This window comes from Achromobacter sp. 1012554356, from assembly GCF_059760815.1.
In genome coordinates this window covers 101,012-119,352 of record NZ_JCBANC010000009.1, presented here as the reverse complement: position 1 = coordinate 119,352, position 18,341 = coordinate 101,012, and the positions used below count along the sequence as shown (strand labels likewise).

The window sequence follows — 18,341 nt, the reverse complement described above, 5'->3', positions numbered from 1 at the left end:
GCTTACGATTTCTGGCCTGCGGCCTTGTCCTGCTGGGCAGGCTCGGCCGGCTTGGCGCCGGGCTGCGGTGCGGATTCGGCGGGCTTGGCGGCCGGCGTTGCGCCGGGTTCAGCCGGCTTGGCGCCAGGCTGCGCGGCAGGCGCGCCGCCCTGTGCGGGCGCCCCGCCCCGGTTCCATTGGCTGACCTGCACCGGCGCGCCGGGACGGATCTTCTGGAAGCCCTCGACCACGACCACGTCGCCGGCCTTCAGGCCGCTGGTGATCAGCCAGTTGTTCTGGAAGGCGCCGCCGGTGGTGACGGGTGACTGCGCGATCTTGTTGTCGCGCACGAGCATCAGGCTCTGCTTGCCATCGGCGGTGCGTTGCAGCGCCTGCTGGGGAACCATCAGGGCAACGTCGTCAAAGCCCTGCTCCAGCCGGACGCGCACGTACATGCCGGGCAAGAGGATGCCGTCGGGATTGGGGACTTCGGCGCGCAGGTTCACCTGGCCCGTGCTCGGATCCACGGTAATGCCCGTGAACAGCAGCTTGCCGGGATGCTCGTATTCAGAGCCGTCTTCGAGCACGACGGTGGCGCGGGCGGCGTCCTTGCCCACTTGCTGCAGACGGCCGCTGGCGAAAGCGCGGCGCAGCGCGGCCAGGTCGGCGGTGGACTGCGTGAAGTCGACGTAGATGGGATCGAGCTGCTGCACCGTTGCCATTTGCGTGGCGGAGGTCGATTCGACCAGCGCGCCCTCGGTGACCAGCGGCTTGCCGATGCGGCCGGTGATCGGCGAGGTGACGTCCGTGTAGCTCAGGTTGATCGCGGCGTTGTCCTGCGCGGCCTTGGCGGCGGCGACGGTGGCGTCGGCCTGGCGGAAGGATGCCACGGCGTTGTCATATTCCTGCTTGCTGACGGCGTTGGCCTTGACCAGCGGGGCATAGCGGTCGGCCAGCAGCTTGGCGCTGAACAGATTGGCCTGCGCCTGCTTCAACTGGGCTGTCGCCTGATCGTAGGCGGCCTTGTAGGGCGCCGGATCGATCTTGAACAGAAGCTGGTTTTCCTTGACGTCGCCACCCTGCTCGAACGTGATGCGCTGCACGATGCCGGTGACACGGGCGCGGATCTGCGCGTCGCGCACCGCATCCACGCGGCCGGGCAATTCAGAGACGATGGGTGCGCGCTGCGGCTGCACGGTGACGACGCTGACCTGAGGCATGCCGGGATTCATCTGGGGTCGTTCGCCACAACCCGCCAATATCAGCGCGAGGACGCCACCGGAAACTGCCAGACCCGAAAATCGTTTAGGCGAAAACCGCATTGAAACCCCCGCGTAGCGTAATGAATCGCGTCGTGACATCGCGTCAGGAACCGCAGCAATCCGAACGTGCCAGGAGGCAGCGATCAAATCATGACCAAGCGTCACCAACGACACGTGAATAGCCCAGTAATGTAACTCAGATATTGGGGAAATCACGTACTTTCGGGCAGTTTGGGGGAACTTTCGGGAGCAATTCCGCAACAATTTCTAGTCGCTGGCGAGCTCCCGCAGATTGCCCAGGAATGCATAGCCCACGCCATGCACCGTGTGCAGCGGCAACCGCGCGCCTGCAAGGCGGACCTTGCTGCGAAGCCGGCAGATGGCGACATTGAGCGACCGCATGTTCATGCCGCCGCGCAGAAATTTCACTTCGCTGCGGGCCAGTTCGCGGCGCGGGCTCTTTACCAGGCAGGCGAAGCAGGCGCGCTCGACCTCGGTGAGATCCAGGCGCACGCCGTTGGGCAACTGCAAGGTCCAGCCCCAGTAGAGCAGGCTCCACCAGCCGTCCACGGGTTCGTGCGCCGGGCTTGGCGCCCATGGGCCGGGCGTTGGCGCCTGCCGGCTGCTGCACGCGGGCTTGAGCGGGTTGGGCTTGGCGAGCGCTGGGGAAGGAACGGGCGATGGAACGGGGGCAATACCGGGAGCAAGAAAGGGAGAATTCAAGGCAGATCTCCACCAGGACGGCCGATGGCATGCCTGGGGCGGCCCGTCCCGGAACAAGGTTGCGGTTTGTCCCGAAAGCCTACCCCCGCGGCGGGGTTCTGCGCTTGTCGCCGCTCATCTATCAGACCAATCCGATCTTCAAACCCCGCGATAACCCCGCCACCCGCTACGAATGCCGGGTGCCGTTGCGATGGATGTCGTGCGTGACGAAGCAGCTATCCTGCGTCGGCCGGTCCAGGATGCCCGGCTTTTCAAGCGTGCGCCGGATGTCCGTCAGCCCCGACTCCCAGTGCTCGCGCATGGCCTCGGTGCCAAACTCGTAGTCCTTGGAGTACCGCTCGCGGTGCTTGGCCTCGTAAATGAGGTTGATGATGTTGGTGGCCGGCGTGTGCGAAAGCTTGCGGATGTCGGCCAAATCCGGCGCGTCGCGTTCACTTTCCGGCAGGCGTTCAAGCAGCCGCTGCAAACCGTGGCGCAGTTTCAGCACGCGCCGCAACTGGTCGGTGACCAGGCGGGTTCGGCTGGAATACTGGATATCCTTTTGCCGCTCGGCCACCTCTTCGAGCGACGTGGGCAGCTCGCCGCGCGCCGGCCAGAGATCGACCTGGAACGCCAGGGTGTCGCGCATGTTTTCCGTCGTCAGCACCTGCGCCAGCGGCGTGTTGGAGACGACGCCGCCGTCCCAGTAGTGCTCGCCGCCGATCTCCACCGACGGGAACCCCGGCGGCAAGGCGCCCGAAGCCATGACGTGCTCGGGCCCCAGCGTGTGGTGCAGGGTGTCGAAATACGCGAAGTTGCCCGACCGTACGTTCACGGCGCCGAAACTGGCCCGTACCGCGCCGCTGTTGAGCAGCTTGAAATCCACGAACTGGCGCAGGGTGTCGGCCAGCGGCGTCGTGTCGTAGAAGCTGGTGGACGCGGCGCCGCGGCCCCGCACCAGATAGGGCGGCGGAAAGCGCGGCTTGAAGAAACCCGGCTGGCCGGTCAGCAGCGCTTGCATCGCCGAGACCTGCCCGTTCATCGCGGGCGACCCAAAGCCGAACGGCTGGCCTTCGAACATGCGGGTGAAGGCGTCGCCCCAGGGCAACGACGCAAAGCCGGTCGGCCGGCAGATGCTTTCCCAGAACCCGCGCAGGCGTTCGATCCGCTCGTCTTCGGCGGATCCGGCGATGATGGCCGCGTTGATCGACCCGATGGAAATGCCGGAAATCCAGTTGGGCCGGATGCCGGCTTCGTGCAGGCCCTGGTACACCCCCGCCTGATAGGAACCGAGCGCGCCGCCGCCCTGCAGCACAAGCGCGACGGTATCGTAGGGCGGCGTATCGCCGGTGTCTTCGGCCAGGGCCTTGCGGCGAGGGGTCATGCGGCGTCCTCTAGCGCTTGGTCTTGTCCGGAACCTGCGGCGTGCCGACGCCGGCGCGGAACGGGTACTTGGCGAATACCTCCGCCACCACCTTGTCCACGTTTTCTGATGAGCCGGCGCTGGCTGGATTCTGGACCTCACCCACGGCGACGCCTTCCCAGACCAGTTGGCGCCGGCGCGCATCGACCAGGTCGACGCTCAGCGTACCCTCGGTGTATTGATAGACGTCGTCGCCCCAGCCGTAGCCGGGCCAGCCGCCGTAAAAGCCCGCGCGATAACCGTAGTACGGCCCCATCGGCGCCATTCCTGGCGTGACCTCGGTCTGCTGCTGGAGCTTGGCGCCGAAATTCAGAAGCAGGTCGGGATTGGTGGCGCTATAGGTGTAGCCGCGCATTTCCATCTGGCCGCGGGCCGCGCTCTTGAGCCGTTCGGTCAGCAGCGTGTTGTAGCCGGCCTTGTCCGTACCCAGCGGAGACATATAGCCGAACGTCTGATACTGCGCAAAATTGGCCTGGTGGTCGTAATCGCTCTTGACCGTTGGGCCTGATGCGCAGGCCGCCAGTAATGCCGTCATGGAACCCGCCGTCAGCAATTTCAACGCTTTCATGTCGATCTCTCCGTGAGTTCAAGGCGCCCACATAGTGCCGCGAAGCCACCAAAGTTTCAACAGAATCTCATTCGCAACCGCGAAAACCGCGGGCGGGGATCACGCGGTGGCGCGCGTGCCGGCCACTGGGGGTGCCCGCTTACCGGCGCGCCCGAACTGCCGTGACGCTTTGCCGGACGACGTCCCTATCGCGCCTCGCACCGGGTCCATTACACTTCCCGTCGCTTTCGGCCATTCCTACAGACACGCGCATGCTTGAACTCGACGGCTCCATTTGGTTTCGCTCCGGCGCCCAGACCTGGGGCGGCAAGAACCGCATCGACCTGCTGGCGCAGATCGACGCGACCGGGTCGATCACGGCGGCGGCGCGGGCCGTGGGCATGAGCTACAAGGGCGCGTGGGACGCCATCGACGCGATGAACAACCTGGCGGGCGAGCCGCTGGTGCTGCGCGCGGCGGGCGGCAAGGGCGGCGGCGGCACGCAGCTGACCGACCGGGCGCGCCGTTTGATCGCAACCTTCCGGGCGCTTGAAGTCGAACACCGCAAGTTCATGGACAACCTGACGCGCGCGGGCCTGGATGCCAGCGGCGACATCGACCTGATGAGGCGTTTCATGCTCAAGACCAGCGCGCGCAACAAATTTTTGGGCACGGTGATCGAGATTCGCGAGGGCGCCGTCAACGACGAGGTGCTCCTGCGAATCGCCGGCGGCCACACGGTCACAGCCACCATCACCTGCGAAAGCACCAAGGAGTTGGGCCTTGCGCCCGGCAAGGAAGCCATCGCGCTGGTCAAGGCGTCGTCCGTGATCGTCGGCGCCCCTGGGCCGGGCCTGCGGCTATCGGCCCGCAACCAATTGCTGGGACGCATTTCCGACCTGCGCCCGGGCGCCGTCAACAGCGAAATCCTGATCGAAATGGATGGCGGCGCCACCATGGCCGCCATCGTCACGAACGAAAGCGCGGCGGATCTGAATCTGGATATCGGCGCCGAGGCCGTGGCGATCTTCAAGGCGTCCAGCGTGATTCTCGGCGTGCTGGACTGAGGATAGGCCGGCTCCGGCTACAACCCCACGTTCTCGTCGTGGCGCCCCACCCTGCCCTCGCGCACCTCGAACACCACGTCGGCCAGGGCCTCCACGTCGGCGGGATCATGTGTGATCAGCAGCATCGGCACATCCAGCTGGCGCTGCAGCGCGTCCAGTTCCTGGCGCATCTTGCCGCGCAACTGCGAATCCAGCGCGGAAAACGGTTCGTCCAGCAGGAGGATGTCGGGCTGCAGCATCAGCGCCCGCGCCAGCGCAACACGCTGCTTCTGGCCGCCTGATATTTCGTTGGGATAGCTGCCGACGATGGCGCCCAGTTCAAAGGCGTCAACCCAGCGCTGCGCCTCGCGCGTCACCTCGCGGCGTGGCGGATTGAGCCAGCCGCGGCGCAGGCCGAACGCGATGTTCTGCGCCACGGTCAGATGGGGAAACAGCGCGTAGTCCTGGAACAGGTACGCCACGCGGCGCGACCGCGCCGGCAGGCAGATATTTGTCTGGCTGTCGAACAGCACCCGCCCGTTGACCGCGATGCGCCCGGCATCGGGACGCAGCAGTCCGGCCACGGCCCGCAAGGTCAGGCTTTTGCCCGCGCCCGACGGCCCGAACAGCGCGATGCGTTTGGCGGCCGACGTGAACTGCACGTCGAGCTCGAATTTGCGGTCGCCCGACACCATGTGCTTGCGCACGGAAAGGTCGATGCTCATCGCCCGCCCCCGTTGCGCTGATTGGCGCCGATGGGCACCAGCTTGCCGGCGGCGAGCAGCACGACGATGCAGGTCACGGAAGTGACCAGCACCAGCATGTTGGCGGTGGCGTCGTCGCCTGCCTGCACCGCTTCGTAGATGGCCACCGACAAGGTCTGCGTGCGGCCCGGGAGGTTGCCGGCGATCATCAGCGTGGCGCCAAACTCGCCCAGCGCCCGCGCAAAGGCCAGCAGTATGCCGGCGGCGATGCCGCGGGCGGCCAGCGGCAAGGTGACACGAAAGAACACGCCCGCTTCGCCCACGCCCAGTACGCGCGCCGCGTTTTCAAGCTGGCCATCCACGTTTTCGAACGCGGCCCGCGCCGACTTGAACACCAGCGGAAAGGCCACCACGGACGCCGCGATCACGGCGCCCTGCCAGGTGAAGACGAGTTCGATGTTCCAGCGCGCCAACGTCTCGCCGATGATGCCGCGCCGGCCTAGCAGCACCAGCAGGTAATAGCCCAGCACGGTCGGCGGCAAGACCAGCGGCAGCGTCAGGATGGCGTCCAGCAGATCGCGCCCGGGCCAACGCCAGCGCGACAGGCCGTAGGCCGCGGCCGTGCCGGCCACGGTCGCCAATAGCGTCGCCCAACCCGCCACTTTCAGGGAAAGCAGCAGCGGGACCCAGACGGGATCACTCATCAAAACCTACGATTCAACAGGGGCTCAGGGCTTCTGAAAGCCGTAACGCGACAGTATCGCCTGTCCGGCGGGCGACATGACATACGCCACAAAGCTTTCGGCTTCCTTGGCCGCGGCCTCACGCGTGGTCAACGCAATGGGATAGGTCACCGGCGTCGTCGAGGGCACGCGCACGGCGACCTCGACCTTGCCCGGCATGATGGCCGCGTCGGTCGCGAACACGAAGCCCGCATCGACCTCGCCGCGCGCCACGTAGTCGAGGCTTTGGCGCACGTTCTGCGCCAGCACGCTCTTGGCCTGCACGGCGTCCCACAGGCCCTGGGCCTGCAGCCCGGCTTGCGTGTAGCGGCCCACCGGCACCGAGGCCGGATTGCCGTACGCGATGCGCTTGACCTCGGCCCGCTCCAGGTCCTTGAGCGACTTGATGCCCGCCTTGCTGTCGGTCGGGACGATCAGCACGATCTGGTTGGCCGCGAAGTCCACGCGGGTGGCGGGCTTGACGGCCTTTTCCTCGACCGCCTTGTCCATCGCCTTCTGGTCGGCGGACGCGAATACATCCGCGGGCGCGCCCTTCACGATCTGCTGAAGCAGCACGTCGGAGGCGCCGAAGTTCAGGACCACCTTGGTGCCGGCATGTTCCTTTTCAAAGCCTTGCGCCACTTCCTTGAAGGCGTTGGTCAGGCTGGCGGCGGCCGACACCACGATTTCTCCGGCGCTGGCATTGGCTCCCCAGACGGCGGCAAACGCCAGGGTCAACGCCATGAGCGGGCGTTTGTGCAACATGTATTTCTCCTGTGGGTGGCGGCGTGTCAGGATCGAAATATATCCAGGTATATAGCGGTCGTCAATTTCACCCGGCGCGGGGTTTACGAAATATCAAGGGCAAGGGCGGCGGCGGGATCAGCCGCGGTCGACAGCGGTGACGTGAATAGACTCGGGCGCCAGCGCGGCGCGCAGGAAGTCCAGCGCGGTTTCGGGCTGCGCGGCGCCGCACATGAAGATGTCCAGGGCCGCGAAGCGGTGTTCCGGCCAGGAATGGATGCTGATGTGGGATTCGCTGAGCAGGATCACGCCGGTCACCCCCGCCCCATCCCCGAAATGATGAAAATGCGCGCTCAGCACCTGCGCCCCGGCCGCGCGCGCCGCCGCGGTCATGTGCCGCTCCAGCGCTTGCGCGTCGGTCAGGAGGCCGGGCGCCACGCCGCGAAAATCCGCCAGCACGTGCCGGCCGGGTGTCCCGTACACGGTCACTTGTGGGATCCGCCCGAGGACCATCCTGAGCCGCCGGAGTAGCTGCTGCCCCAGCTGCTGCTGCTACTGCTGCCTCCGCCCAGGCGCGTGCCCGGCGCACTGGCGCTGGTGGTGGCCAGCACAACCACCATCGCGTACAAGGCATACAACAACTTGCCCTTCATCTATTCGTCCTCGCCTGTCAGCATGTCGGCCAGCATGGCCGGTAGCCAGAGAAACACCATCCCGATCAAAACCGGAATGAAGCGGCCGGCAAAAATATTGTTGAAGTTCAGGAACACCATCGCGATCAACGCGCCCTTGGCCCATTTTCGATAGCCGCCCCCGGCCTTGGCGGACGACACGCGCATGGCCTTCTGGCGATTGAGCTCGGGACGGCTGAACCACTGGGCCAGTTGCGCGGGCGACACCGGCGCCGACGCCGACCAGCCCAATTCCTTATCGGCCAGTTCGCGGGTCAGCTTCAACGTACCGACCTGGTAATCGGTGATCTGCGTGCTGTCGCCCACCTTGACGCGCCAATTGAAGGCGCCCAGCGCCATCTCCACGCGCGAGGTGTAGTCGTACAGTTTCTGGTACACGCGATTGCGCCAGCGCACGCTGGTGGCGTTGTTGTGGCTGGGCCAGGTATCGCAGACCTGCACGCGCTCCCAGCCTTCGTCCGACTCCACCAGCCAGATGAACCCCTTGGCCGGATTGAACAGCAGGTATTCCATCCAGCTTGAGGGTTCTTCGGGATCGGGATCGGCGCACTTCATCAGGCCGATCAGCGTGTAGTCGGCGCCTTCCATCTTGGCGACCGAGCCCAGCGGCAGCGTGGCGTGAATCTTCTGCACCTTGCGCGCCTTTTCGATGACCTCGGCCGTGGGGCCTGAGCAATCGACGGCAGCCGCGCAAGACGGGCAAACGACATTCGTGGCCATGGCAGCCACGAACGATATCGGCGCGCCGCAATTCGGGCAGTCCAGCGCCTTGATCTGGCCGCGGAAGCGTCCCGCGGTTTCTTCGACCTGCTCTTTCGTGCGCAACGAGCCCGCCTGCATGGCGGACAGGTCGAATGCCTTGCCGATATAGAGTTCGGGCTGCGGACCGTCGGAGAAGTCCAGCGTCAGGAACGCGTCCAGGCTGCGGTAGTCGGCCACCTTGGCCTGCCAGCCGTCGCCCGGCACGAAGGGCAGCTCGCCCTGCGTGCCGCCGGCCTGGCTGGTGCGCACGTCGGCTGCCACGAAGCGCTGGCCGTCCAGCTTCAGTTCGTCGCCGGGCGCAATGCTGTCGAACGCCGGCATCTCCTGCACGGACTTGACCTTGCGCCGCCGCGTGACGGCGTACTGGCCCGAGGCGTCCGACAGCCAGCCGTCGGAACCGTCATCGAACCACACGTACCACTCGTTCCAGAACCCCTCGTCAAAGCGCATCTGGATGCGGCCGATGACGTCGAATCGCTTGCCGTCATGGGTGCCGGTCGCGCCCAGGCACAGCGGCGAATAGTCCTCCAGGACGTCGGCCGCCTCGCCGATGCGCTTGACCGACTCGGCATCCTTGAGCAAGGTGCTGCGGCAGGCGCCGCAGACCGCCATGACGGAGGCCGCGGACGTGAACTTGACTGGGGCGCCGCACTGCGGACACAGAACCTGCTGCATGGGGCCTTAGCTGGTGAGTTTCTTCAGCACCTCGGCCTTGGCCGAGTCGTAGTCCGCCGCCGTGATGAGGCCCTTGTCCAGCAGGTCTTTCAATTGCTGCAGGCGCTGGACGGGGTCGGCCTGCGCGGGCTGGGCGGCGGGCTGTTGCGGCTGCTGCTGTTGCGCCGGCTGCTGCGGCTGGCCTGGCGCCACGCCCAGTCCCTGCGCCATGGTCTGCCCCAGCGCCGCGCCGGCCGCCAGCCCCGCGCCGATGCCCGCAATGCCGCCTTCGTTCTGCGCGGCCAGCGGAATCGACGTCGCGGTCTGGTACTGCGTGAACTTGCCCAGGTCGCCGGCCATGCCCATCGAGATCCGGGTGTCCAGCGCCTTTTGCAGTTCTTCGGGCAGCGACACGTTCTCGACCGTGAAGTTGTCCAGCTTGACGCCGTAGCGGTCGAACACGGGCGCGAGCTGTTCGGCGATGCTCTGCGACATCAGGCCCTGGTTGCCGGCGATGTCCAGGAACGGCACCTTGGAACTGCCCAGGGCGGTCGTCATGGCGGCGACGACCATGTTGCGCAGTTGCGCCTCCAGGTCGTCCACCGTGTACACGTCGCGCGTGCCGCTGATTTCGCGGTAGAACTTGCCGGGGTCGGAGATCTGGTACGAGTACACGCCGAACGCGCGCAGGCGCACCATGCCAAACTCGCTGTCGCGCAGCGTCACCGGCTGCGCCGTGCCCCACCGCCGGCCCAGCTGCAGCCGCGTGCTGAAGAAAATGACGTCCGACTTGAAGGGCGACTCGAACAGCTTGTCCCAGTTCTTCAGGTAGGTCAGGATCGGCAGCGTCTGCGTCGTCAGCTTGTACATGCCGGGGCCGAACACGTCGGCCACCTTGCCTTCGTTGACGAACACCGCCATCTGCGATTCCCGCACGGTCAGGCTGGCGCCGTACTGGATTTCGAAATCCTGCATCGGATGGCGCCAGGCGAGCACGCCGTCGCGATCCTCGTTCCATTGCAGGATGTCGATGAACTGCTTGCGGATAAATGAACCGAGACTCATGGAAAGTCCTCCTGTGTCAGATCGGAGAGTGCGCGCCGCTCAGGTCAGGCAGGCGGCGTTGACGATGCCGGCCGCCAGCGAGATCGCGCCGATCAGGCCGCCCATGGCGATGTTGTTTTCGGCGATGGCGTCGGTCATGCCGCGTATGGCCTTGGATACCACCGCATACACGACGATCTGCACGATCATCGCCGCCACGCCCCAGACAACGAACATGACGAAGCTGGCGTGGACCGCGATGCTGGAACACAGGGTCAGGCTGAAGCCGACCAGCGCGCCGCCATAAGACAAGGCGGCGGCAATGTTGCCCTCGCGGATGAGGTCGAATTCCTTGTAGTGCGTGATGGCCGTATAGACCGCCGTGAAAACGCCCAGCATGACAAGCGCCGAGACGATATAGATCAGATAGGTCACCGCCGGATGCATTGCTTCTCCCATTGCCAGCCTCCCAATTGCGCGCAGTATATACGTCGCGTTCGATATACTGCGAACGCATTTTTCGGCTCGGACACTCCCATGCGCGACCGCGTTCTCATTCTCTCGGTATTGATCGTTGCGTCCTGCGGGTTGGGCTATGAGCTCATCAGCAGCGCGCTCGCCAGCTATTTGCTTGGGGATTCGATCCTGCAGTTCTCCTCCGTGATCGGGTGCTATCTCTTCGCGATGGGCATCGGTTCGTGGTTGTCAAAATATGTAAGAGACGAAGACGTTCTGAATCGCTTCATCGACGTCGAGCTGCTGGTGGCGCTGCTGGGCGGCGTGTCGGCCGCGGTCCTGTTCCTGGTGTTCGCGTGGCTGTCCGCGCCGTTTCGTGCGGCCCTGTATGTCGGCGTCTTCATTATCGGACTGATGGTCGGCATGGAGATCCCGCTGGTGATGCGGGTTTTCAATCAGCGCAAGGCCGAATTCCGCGAAATCGTCAGCCGCGTGCTGACCTTCGATTACCTGGGCGCGCTGGCGGTGTCGCTGGTGTTTCCGCTGCTGCTGGCGCCCAAGCTGGGCCTGCTGCGCACCAGCTTTCTGTTCGGCATCCTGAACGCCAGCGTGGCCCTGTGGACCACGTGGCTGTTCCGCGCCGAGGTCACCCGCCCTGGCGAGAAAGCCGTGCGAGCCGGCGTGGTGCTGGGGATTCTGGGCCTGGGGTTCGTCTATTCGGGCAGCATGACCGCCTGGGCCGAAAAAGGCCTGTATGGCGACGACATCATCCACGCCGAGACCACGCAGTACCAGCGTCTGGCCGTGACGCGCTGGCACGACGACCTGCGCCTGTACATCAACGGCAACCTGCAATTCTCGTCGCGCGACGAGCACCGCTATCACGAGTCGCTGGTGCATCCCGGCCTGCAGGTGCTGCCGTGGGCGCGTAATGTTCTGGTGCTGGGCGGCGGCGATGGCCTGGCCGTGCGCGAGATCCTGAAGTACAAGCACGTCGAGCACGTCACGCTGGTCGACCTGGACCCCGCCATGACGAATCTGTTTTCGCGCTCGGACCCGCTGGTCGCGCTGAATGCGGGCGCGCTCAAGGACCCACGCGTCACCGTCATCAACGACGATGCGGGACGCTGGCTGGAATCGCACGCCGAGGTCTACGACTTTATCGTCGTGGACTTTCCCGATCCGTCCAATTTCGGCCTGGGGCGGCTTTATTCCGTGCCGGTCTACCACCTGATGGCGCGGCATCTGGCTGAAAACGGCTACATGGTCGTGCAGTCCACGTCGCCCTACTTCGCGCCGCGCTCGTTCTGGAGCGTGGACGCCACCCTGAAGGAAGCCGGCCTGAACACCTGGCCGTATCACACCTATGTGCCGTCGTTCGGCGACTGGGGCTTCATTCTGGCCAGCAAGCGGCGCGACTACGCACCGCCTGAAAAGATCACCGTGCCCACGCGTTATCTGGACGCCGTCACCGTGCGCGAGCTCTTTCACTTTCCCGCCGACATGCCGGCGCTGGCCATGCCGCCGAACCGTCTGAACGAACAATCGCTCGTGCGCTACTTCGACGAGGACTGGCGCAAGGTCATCCGCTGATGCGGCGCCGCAGCTTCCTGTTGGGCGCTGCCACGGCCGCCGCCGCGGGCTCGGTCGGCTACTGGCGGGCGCGCGTCGTCGAAACAACGCCCGACGTCCACTATCCCGGCATGCAGGCCGGTCACGCGCTGCGGGACAAGGCGGCGCTGCCGCATCCGTCGGCGACCCGGCAGCACGAGGTTGCCATTCTGGGCGCGGGTGTGGCGGGCCTGTCCTGCGCGTGGAAACTGGCCCGCGAAGGATTCACCGATTTTGTCATGGTGCAGGGGCCCGAGTTCGCCGGCAATGCCGCCGCGGGCATTCGCGATGGCCTGGACTACCCGCTGGGCGCGCACTACCTGCCGCTGCCCTCGCTGGCGTCCACCCACGTGCGCGAGATGCTGGCCGACTTCGGCATCATCGAGCGCGGCGCGGGCGACGCGCGTCCCTACTACGACGAAGCCGTCCTGGTGCATTCGCCGCAGGAACGGCTGCTGCGCAACGGGCGCTGGGAAGAACACCTGCTACCGATGACGGGCCTGCCCGAGGCTGACGCCGCGCAGCACCAGCGCTTTCTGGCGCTGGTCGATCAATTGCGCACGCAGGCGGGCAACGACGGCCGCAAGGTATTCTGCATTCCACTCGACCTGTCGTCGCGGGATCCGGCCTGGCGCGCGCTGGACAGCCTGACGTTCAAGGAATGGCTGGCGCGCGAGGGCTATACCTCGCCCGCGCTGCATTGGTATTTGAACTACTGCTGCCGGGACGACTACGGCGCGGACTATGACGTGGTGTCCGCGTGGGCAGGCCTGCATTATTTCGCCAGCCGCGACGGCCACGCTGCCAACGCTGGCGAAGGCGCCGTGCTGACGTGGCCGGGCGGGCTGGCGGTGCTGGCCGATCGGATGCGCGCGGCCATCACGCAAAAGCTGGGTCACGCGGACTGGCTGCTGCCGGGCACGGCGGTGCGCATCGAAGAACTGGCCGCCGGCCCGCGCGTCCTGTGCATCGAGGATTCGGCGGATGGCGGCACCCGCGCCTATGCCCTGCAAACCCGCCGCACGGTCTGCGCCATGCCGCTTTTCGTCGCGCAGCGCCTGCTGCCGGACATCCGCGCGTACGGCTACGACCCGGCCGCACATGCCGCGCCGCACGCGGCCTGGATGGTGTCGAACTTCGTCATGGACGGCTATCCGCTGGAGGCGCCCGGCGAGCCGCTGTCGTGGGACAACGTCGTCTACGAAGGCCAGGCGCTGGGCTACGTCGTGTCCACGCATCAGTTGCTGCGCGTGGCGCGCACGCCGCGCAGCGTCTTCACCGCCTATCACGCGCTGAGCGGCCAGACGCCGCAGGCCGCGCGCGACTGGCTTACCCGCGCCAGCCCGCAAGACCTGCGTGACGTCGCCGCGGTGGATCTGGTCGCTGCGTATGGCAAGGAATTCTGGCGCAACGCCCGCCAGTTGGAAATCACGGTGCGCGGGCATGCGATGGCCACGCCGGTCTGCGGCTATCTGTCCAATCCGGGCCTGGCCGCGCTGCGTGCGGTGGATGGTCCGGTGCTGTTCGCGCACGCCGACCTGTCGGGGTATTCGGTCTTCGAAGAAGCCTCATGGTGGGGTGTGACGGCGGCAGCGCGTATTCTGGGTGACCATCGACAAGGATGAGACAAGACATGGGCAATCACGTGATCGTGCTGGGCGCCGGCATCGTTGGCATCTGCTGTGCATTGGAATTGCAGCGTCGCGGCATGACGGTCACGCTTGTCGACCGGCAGGCGCCCGGGATGGAAACGTCGATGGGCAACGCGGGGGTTCTGGCCCGCAGTTCGCTAATGCCGTTCAATCATCCTGGCCTGTGGGGTCAACTGCCGCGTCTGCTAAAGAACGACACGGTCCAGTTCCGTTACCGCTGGCCCTACCTGGCGGCCAACCTGGGCTGGGCGGCGCGATTCCTGATGAACGCGCGGACGTCCGTCTTCCAGGAAACCGCACGCGCGCTGAACGGCCTGATCCGGCTGTCCGCGCCCGAGCACCTGAAGCTGCTGGACGAAAGCGGCGCGCGCCACCGGCTGCGCGACACTGGCTGGATCTTCCTGTACCGCACGGCGGCGGCCTGGAACGCGGGTGCGCTGGCGCGCGGCGCCTTCGCGCAGTTCGACGTGCCGACCCGGGAACTGAACCCCGCGGAACTTGCCGAGGTCGAACCCGCCCTGTCGCCGATCTTTCATCGCGCATTGTGGATTCAGGGTTCGTATTCGGTCGACGATCCACACGGGGTGGTTGCCGCGTACGCCGGACTGTTCCAGCGCGAGGGCGGCACGATCAAAAGGATGGATGCCGCTGCCATCCGCCGCGACGGCGACGGATGGACGGTACAGGCCACGAGCGCGTCGGATTCCATCTCTGCCAGCCGGTTGGTCGTGGCGCTGGGGCCGTGGTCCAAGGCCATGCTCAAGACCACCGGCATCGACCTGCCCATGGCGTTCGAACGCGGGTATCACATGCATTACGACGGCCGCGACGGGGCGCGCGTCACCCGGCCGGTTTACGACACGGGCGGCGGCTACGTGCTGTCGCCCATGGCGCGCGGGCTGCGCCTGTCCACGGGGGTCGAGCTGGACGCCTGCGACGCGCCCGCGCGGCCCGAGCAGCTGGATCTGGCGGAAAAACGCGCCCGCGAGGCCTTCCCGCTGGGCGACCGGCTGGACGCGGCCGCCTGGCTGGGCCGCCGGCCCACGCTGCCGGACAGCCGCCCGATGATTGGCGAGGCGCCGCGCCATCCCGGCCTGTGGCTGGCGCTGGGACACCAGCACATCGGATTCAGCACCGCGCCGGGCACCGCGAAGATCCTGGCGGAACTGATGCAGGACGGCGGGGCGGCGTCCCGCCACGCGGCATTCCGGCCCGGCCGCTTCATTTAGGATTCAGGCCGCCCGTTCCGCATCCCTGCGGTCAAACTGGGCACGGTTCAAATCGGCCGGTTCAACGTCACCCGAGCAACAGGGCGTCGTCCGACAGTTTCTCGCCCCGCACCCGTTCGAACATGGCCAGCAGGTCCGGCACGTCCATGCCTCGGCGCTCGTCGCCGGACACGTCCAGCACGACCTGCCCCTGGTGCAGCATGACGGTGCGGTCGCCGACGTCCAGCGCCTGGCGCATGCTGTGCGTGACCATCATGGTGGTGAGCTGGTTTTCCGCCACGATGCGTGCCGTCAGTTGCAGAACGAAGTCCGCGGTGCGCGGATCGAGCGCGGCGGTGTGCTCGTCCAGCAGCAAGATGCGCGACGGCTGCAGCGCCGCCATCAGCAGGCTGACCGCCTGACGCTGGCCGCCGGACAACAGGCCGATGCGGTCGGTGAGGCGGTTTTCCAGGCCCAGGCCCAGCGTGGCAAGGCGCTCGCGAAAGCCCGCTTTCATCGAGGCTTTCACGGCGCGGCTGTAGCCGCGCGAGGCGCCGCGCATCTGCGCCAGCGCCATGTTTTCCTCGATGGTCAAGTCTTCGCAGGTGCCCGCCATCGGGTCTTGGAACACGCGGGCCACACTGCCGGCGCGCGCCCACACGGGCTGGCGCGTCACGTCCACGCCGTTGATGTCGATGCGGCCGGAATCGACCGGCAGATCGCCCGACACGGCGTTCAGGAACGTGGACTTGCCCGCGCCGTTGGAACCGATCACGGTGACGAACTGGCCCGACGGGATCTCCAGCGTGAGGCCGCGCAGGGCGCGGGTCTCAATAGGCGTGCCCGCGTTGAAGGTGATTTTCAGGTCTTTTGCGGACAACATATCAGCGCCCCTTCTTGCCGACCAGGCGGCGCTTGAGCATGGGGATGACCAGGGCGATCGTGACGAGCACCGCGGTGACGAGGTTCAGGTCCTGCGCCTTCAGGCCGATGAAATCGCTATTGAGCGCCAGGGCGATGAAGAAGCGGTAGACGATGGCGCCGATGATGACGGCCAGCGTGGCCAGCACCAGCTTGCGCGACGGCAGGATGCTTTCGCCGACGATCACCGCGGCCAGGCCGATCACGATGGTGCCGATGCCCATCGAGATGTCCGATCCGCCCTGCGTCTGCGCGAACAGCGCGCCGGCCAGTGCGACCAGCGCGTTCGACAGCGCCATGCCGCCCAGGATCATGCGGCCGGTGTTCACGCCTTGCGCGCGGGCCATGCGGCCGTTGGAACCGGTGGCGCGCACGGCCAGGCCGGTCTGCGTGGCAAAGAACCAGTCCAGCGCCAATTTGCAGAGGATGACGATGACGATCAGGAGCAGCGGGCGGGCGACGTAGTCGGAAATCCACGCGGGCTGCAGGATCGTGAAGACGGTGGGTTCGGTGATCAGCGGCACATTGGGCTTGCCCATGATGCGCAGGTTGATCGAATACAGCGCGATCATCATCAGGATGCTGGCCAAGAGATCCATGATCTTGAGCTTGACGTTCAGCCAGCCCGTGACCAGCCCGGCGGCCGCGCCGGCGATGGTGGCGATGATGGTCGCGGAAAACGGATCGGTGCCCGAAGCGATCAGCGTCGCACAGACTGCGCCGCCCAGCGGAAAACTGCCGTCCACGGTCAGGTCCGGGAAGCGCAGCAGGCGAAAGGAGATGAACACGCCCAAGGCCACCAGACTGAAGATCAAGCCGATCTCCAGCGCGCCTAACAACGAGAACAATGACATGGGTCAGATCCAATCAAGATAAGAAACGAAAGCCGGGCCGCGAGCATCTTGTGAACGCTGCCGCCCTGTGGAACATCGGGTAAGCAAGACACCACGAAAAACGCAAGAAAAACCCCGCGCACGCCGGATAGGCATGGCGGGGCCGATTTCGCGCCGTATTATTTCACGACCACCGCGGCGGACTTGATCAGCGCCTCGGGCAGGGTCACGCCCTGCTTGGCGGCCGCGCCCGGATTCACGTAGAGCTCAAGCTTCGAGCTGGTTTCAGACGGAATCGCCCCGGGCTTTTCGCCCTTCAGGATGCGCACGACAACCTTGCCGGTCTGCACGCCCAGATCGCGGTAATTGATGCCCAGGGCGGCAATGCCGCCGCGCTTGACGCTGTCGGTGTCCGACGCGATCAGCGGAATCTTGGCGTCGTTGCCCACCTTGACCAGCGACTCATACGCCGATACGACGTTGTTGTCGGTGTTGGTGTAGATGACGTCGACCTTGCCGATCAGGCTGCGGGCGGCGGACGCCACGTCCACCGAACGCGGGGCAGCGGCTTCGACCAGGCTCATACCCGACTTGGGCAGGATTTCCTGGAGCTTCTTGACGACCACGACCGAGTTGGCCTCGCCCGGGTTGTAGACGATGCCGACGCGCTTGGCGTTGGGCAGAATCTTCTTGATGAGTTCAACCTGCTTGTCCAGCGCCAGCAGGTCCGACACGCCGGTCACGTTGGTGCCCGAGGCGTCCATGCTGGACACGAGTTGCGCGGCGACCGGATCGGTCACGGCGGAATACACCACCGGCACGTCCTTGGTGGCGGCCACGACAGCCTGCGCCGACGGCGTGGCGATCGCGACGATGGCGTCCGGGCGGTCGCCGACGAACTTGCGGGCGATCTGCGCGGCGGTTCCGTTGTTGCCCTGCGCGCTTTGATACTGCCACTTCAGGTTCTTGCCCGGCTCGTAGCCGGCTTGTTTGAGGGCGTCTTGCACCCCGTCACGCACGGCATCCAGCGCCGGATGCTCGACGATGGCGGTCACCGCGACAGACTTTTGCTGCGCGGCGACCGGCGCGGCGATAGCCATCGCCAACGCCATCGCGCCAACCGTCAGAAAATGTTTTTTTCCGATCAGCATATGTTTGCTCCTTGAACCCTGGTGTTGCTTGTTGAATTTGCCGGTTTATTCATGGCAGGCGCGGATTTGCCATCCGTTCGCCCTGCCACAAAGCCGTATAGTCTAACGTGCCGTCCACCAAATGGACTTGGGGGGAATCCCTGTAATGGTGCATCCATACGGGCGCGCCGCGCCCCTGTGCGACGGCCTGAATATACTGACAACCGCCGGGCAAACGCCGTTCATCCC

19 protein-coding genes are annotated in these 18,341 nt (G+C 65.9%); 4 read left to right on the top strand and 15 right to left on the bottom strand.

The window, feature by feature from the left end; translation table 11 throughout:
- Positions 1-2: 2 nt before the first annotated feature.
- The 4 genes from AC6LJW_RS06600 to AC6LJW_RS06585 form a co-directional block, all read right to left on the bottom strand.
- Entirely contained in the window at positions 3-1,301 is a 1,299-nt protein-coding gene (locus AC6LJW_RS06600) for an efflux RND transporter periplasmic adaptor subunit (RefSeq protein ID WP_056563070.1), read from the bottom strand.
- A 207-nt stretch (positions 1,302-1,508) separates the two neighbouring features.
- Complete coding sequence (locus AC6LJW_RS06595; protein ID WP_498086809.1) at positions 1,509-1,964, bottom strand: helix-turn-helix domain-containing protein; 456 nt, start codon at positions 1,962-1,964, stop codon at positions 1,509-1,511.
- A 166-nt stretch (positions 1,965-2,130) separates the two neighbouring features.
- Positions 2,131-3,327 carry a patatin-like phospholipase family protein gene (locus AC6LJW_RS06590; RefSeq protein ID WP_056563072.1) on the bottom strand — a complete coding sequence of 399 codons (1,197 nt, stop codon included), beginning with the start codon at positions 3,325-3,327 and terminating at the stop codon, positions 2,131-2,133.
- Between the two features lie 10 nt (positions 3,328-3,337).
- Positions 3,338-3,934: a DUF4136 domain-containing protein gene (locus AC6LJW_RS06585; protein ID WP_056563075.1), complete on the bottom strand. Its 597-nt coding sequence runs from the start codon at positions 3,932-3,934 to the stop codon at positions 3,338-3,340.
- A gap of 251 nt (positions 3,935-4,185) precedes the next feature.
- Between AC6LJW_RS06585 and AC6LJW_RS06580 the strand changes: the two genes are divergently transcribed.
- On the top strand, positions 4,186-4,980 hold the full coding sequence (locus AC6LJW_RS06580) for a TOBE domain-containing protein (RefSeq protein ID WP_056563078.1): 795 nt from the start codon (positions 4,186-4,188) through the stop codon (positions 4,978-4,980).
- Between the two features lie 17 nt (positions 4,981-4,997).
- Here the strand turns inward: AC6LJW_RS06580 and AC6LJW_RS06575 are convergent, their stop codons facing one another.
- The 8 genes from AC6LJW_RS06575 to AC6LJW_RS06540 all read right to left on the bottom strand — a co-directional run bounded on the left by AC6LJW_RS06575 (position 4,998) and on the right by AC6LJW_RS06540 (position 10,728).
- Positions 4,998-5,684, bottom strand: a complete 687-nt coding sequence (locus AC6LJW_RS06575) for a sulfate/molybdate ABC transporter ATP-binding protein (RefSeq protein ID WP_056563081.1) — start codon at positions 5,682-5,684, stop codon at positions 4,998-5,000.
- Positions 5,681-6,367 carry a molybdate ABC transporter permease subunit gene (gene modB, locus AC6LJW_RS06570; RefSeq protein WP_498086808.1) on the bottom strand — a complete coding sequence of 229 codons (687 nt, stop codon included), beginning with the start codon at positions 6,365-6,367 and terminating at the stop codon, positions 5,681-5,683. The genes AC6LJW_RS06575 and modB overlap by 4 nt, the downstream gene beginning before the upstream one ends.
- Before the next feature lie 24 nt (positions 6,368-6,391).
- On the bottom strand, positions 6,392-7,150 hold the full coding sequence (gene modA, locus AC6LJW_RS06565; protein WP_498086807.1) for a molybdate ABC transporter substrate-binding protein: 759 nt from the start codon (positions 7,148-7,150) through the stop codon (positions 6,392-6,394).
- 117 nt (positions 7,151-7,267) lie between these two features.
- Positions 7,268-7,618, bottom strand: coding sequence for an adenosylmethionine decarboxylase (speD, locus tag AC6LJW_RS06560; RefSeq protein ID WP_498086806.1), 351 nt, complete (start codon positions 7,616-7,618; stop codon positions 7,268-7,270).
- The gene (locus tag AC6LJW_RS06555) at positions 7,615-7,782 is read right to left on the bottom strand and encodes a hypothetical protein (RefSeq protein WP_200949378.1); all 168 of its coding nucleotides are present in this window, start codon (positions 7,780-7,782) and stop codon (positions 7,615-7,617) included. The genes speD and AC6LJW_RS06555 overlap by 4 nt, the downstream gene beginning before the upstream one ends.
- A complete protein-coding gene (locus AC6LJW_RS06550; RefSeq protein ID WP_056563092.1) occupies positions 7,783-9,258 on the bottom strand; it encodes a DUF4178 domain-containing protein in 1,476 nt (491 codons plus the stop codon).
- Positions 9,259-9,264: 6 nt separating this feature from the next.
- The gene (locus tag AC6LJW_RS06545) at positions 9,265-10,302 is read right to left on the bottom strand and encodes an SPFH domain-containing protein (protein WP_056563094.1); all 1,038 of its coding nucleotides are present in this window, start codon (positions 10,300-10,302) and stop codon (positions 9,265-9,267) included.
- Positions 10,303-10,341: 39 nt separating this feature from the next.
- Positions 10,342-10,728 (bottom strand): DUF350 domain-containing protein, encoded by a 387-nt coding sequence (locus tag AC6LJW_RS06540; RefSeq protein WP_105239633.1) that lies wholly within the window; start codon positions 10,726-10,728, stop codon positions 10,342-10,344.
- A 90-nt stretch (positions 10,729-10,818) separates the two neighbouring features.
- Between AC6LJW_RS06540 and AC6LJW_RS06535 the strand changes: the two genes are divergently transcribed.
- Genes AC6LJW_RS06535 through AC6LJW_RS06525 form a run of 3 tightly spaced genes read left to right on the top strand, consistent with a single transcriptional unit; the run spans position 10,819 to position 15,229 of the window.
- Complete coding sequence (locus AC6LJW_RS06535; RefSeq protein ID WP_498086805.1) at positions 10,819-12,330, top strand: polyamine aminopropyltransferase; 1,512 nt, start codon at positions 10,819-10,821, stop codon at positions 12,328-12,330.
- Positions 12,330-13,973, top strand: coding sequence for an NAD(P)-binding protein (locus AC6LJW_RS06530; RefSeq protein ID WP_498086804.1), 1,644 nt, complete (start codon positions 12,330-12,332; stop codon positions 13,971-13,973). Before AC6LJW_RS06535 ends, AC6LJW_RS06530 begins: the two co-directional genes overlap by 1 nt.
- Positions 13,974-13,981: 8 nt before the next feature.
- Complete coding sequence (locus tag AC6LJW_RS06525) at positions 13,982-15,229, top strand: NAD(P)/FAD-dependent oxidoreductase (RefSeq protein ID WP_498086803.1); 1,248 nt, start codon at positions 13,982-13,984, stop codon at positions 15,227-15,229.
- A 67-nt stretch (positions 15,230-15,296) separates the two neighbouring features.
- Here the strand turns inward: AC6LJW_RS06525 and AC6LJW_RS06520 are convergent, their stop codons facing one another.
- The 3 genes from AC6LJW_RS06520 to AC6LJW_RS06510 form a co-directional block, all read right to left on the bottom strand.
- Entirely contained in the window at positions 15,297-16,091 is a 795-nt protein-coding gene (locus AC6LJW_RS06520) for an ABC transporter ATP-binding protein (protein ID WP_056563110.1), read from the bottom strand.
- A 1-nt stretch (position 16,092) separates the two neighbouring features.
- Positions 16,093-16,983, bottom strand: coding sequence for an ABC transporter permease (locus tag AC6LJW_RS06515; RefSeq protein WP_056563113.1), 891 nt, complete (start codon positions 16,981-16,983; stop codon positions 16,093-16,095).
- A 158-nt stretch (positions 16,984-17,141) separates the two neighbouring features.
- Positions 17,142-18,113 (bottom strand): ABC transporter substrate-binding protein, encoded by a 972-nt coding sequence (locus AC6LJW_RS06510; RefSeq protein WP_056563116.1) that lies wholly within the window; start codon positions 18,111-18,113, stop codon positions 17,142-17,144.
- Positions 18,114-18,341: the final 228 nt, after the last annotated feature.

Bases quoted from the DNA above. Each gene is read 5' to 3' on its own strand.
- AC6LJW_RS06600 (WP_056563070.1), bottom strand. From the start codon at position 1,301: ATGCGGTTTTCGCCTAAACGATTTTCGGGTCTGGCAGTTTCCGGTGGC.
- AC6LJW_RS06590 (WP_056563072.1), bottom strand. From the start codon at position 3,327: ATGACCCCTCGCCGCAAGGCCCTGGCCGAAGACACCGGCGATACGCCG.
- AC6LJW_RS06585 (WP_056563075.1), bottom strand. From the start codon at position 3,934: ATGAAAGCGTTGAAATTGCTGACGGCGGGTTCCATGACGGCATTACTG.
- AC6LJW_RS06580 (WP_056563078.1), top strand. From the start codon at position 4,186: ATGCTTGAACTCGACGGCTCCATTTGGTTTCGCTCCGGCGCCCAGACC.
- AC6LJW_RS06575 (WP_056563081.1), bottom strand. From the start codon at position 5,684: ATGAGCATCGACCTTTCCGTGCGCAAGCACATGGTGTCGGGCGACCGC.
- modB (WP_498086808.1), bottom strand. From the start codon at position 6,367: ATGAGTGATCCCGTCTGGGTCCCGCTGCTGCTTTCCCTGAAAGTGGCG.
- modA (WP_498086807.1), bottom strand. From the start codon at position 7,150: ATGTTGCACAAACGCCCGCTCATGGCGTTGACCCTGGCGTTTGCCGCC.
- AC6LJW_RS06555 (WP_200949378.1), bottom strand. From the start codon at position 7,782: ATGAAGGGCAAGTTGTTGTATGCCTTGTACGCGATGGTGGTTGTGCTG.
- AC6LJW_RS06550 (WP_056563092.1), bottom strand. From the start codon at position 9,258: ATGCAGCAGGTTCTGTGTCCGCAGTGCGGCGCCCCAGTCAAGTTCACG.
- AC6LJW_RS06545 (WP_056563094.1), bottom strand. From the start codon at position 10,302: ATGAGTCTCGGTTCATTTATCCGCAAGCAGTTCATCGACATCCTGCAA.
- AC6LJW_RS06540 (WP_105239633.1), bottom strand. From the start codon at position 10,728: ATGCATCCGGCGGTGACCTATCTGATCTATATCGTCTCGGCGCTTGTC.
- AC6LJW_RS06535 (WP_498086805.1), top strand. From the start codon at position 10,819: ATGCGCGACCGCGTTCTCATTCTCTCGGTATTGATCGTTGCGTCCTGC.
- AC6LJW_RS06530 (WP_498086804.1), top strand. From the start codon at position 12,330: ATGCGGCGCCGCAGCTTCCTGTTGGGCGCTGCCACGGCCGCCGCCGCG.
- AC6LJW_RS06525 (WP_498086803.1), top strand. From the start codon at position 13,982: ATGGGCAATCACGTGATCGTGCTGGGCGCCGGCATCGTTGGCATCTGC.
- AC6LJW_RS06520 (WP_056563110.1), bottom strand. From the start codon at position 16,091: ATGTTGTCCGCAAAAGACCTGAAAATCACCTTCAACGCGGGCACGCCT.
- AC6LJW_RS06515 (WP_056563113.1), bottom strand. From the start codon at position 16,983: ATGTCATTGTTCTCGTTGTTAGGCGCGCTGGAGATCGGCTTGATCTTC.
- AC6LJW_RS06510 (WP_056563116.1), bottom strand. From the start codon at position 18,113: ATGCTGATCGGAAAAAAACATTTTCTGACGGTTGGCGCGATGGCGTTG.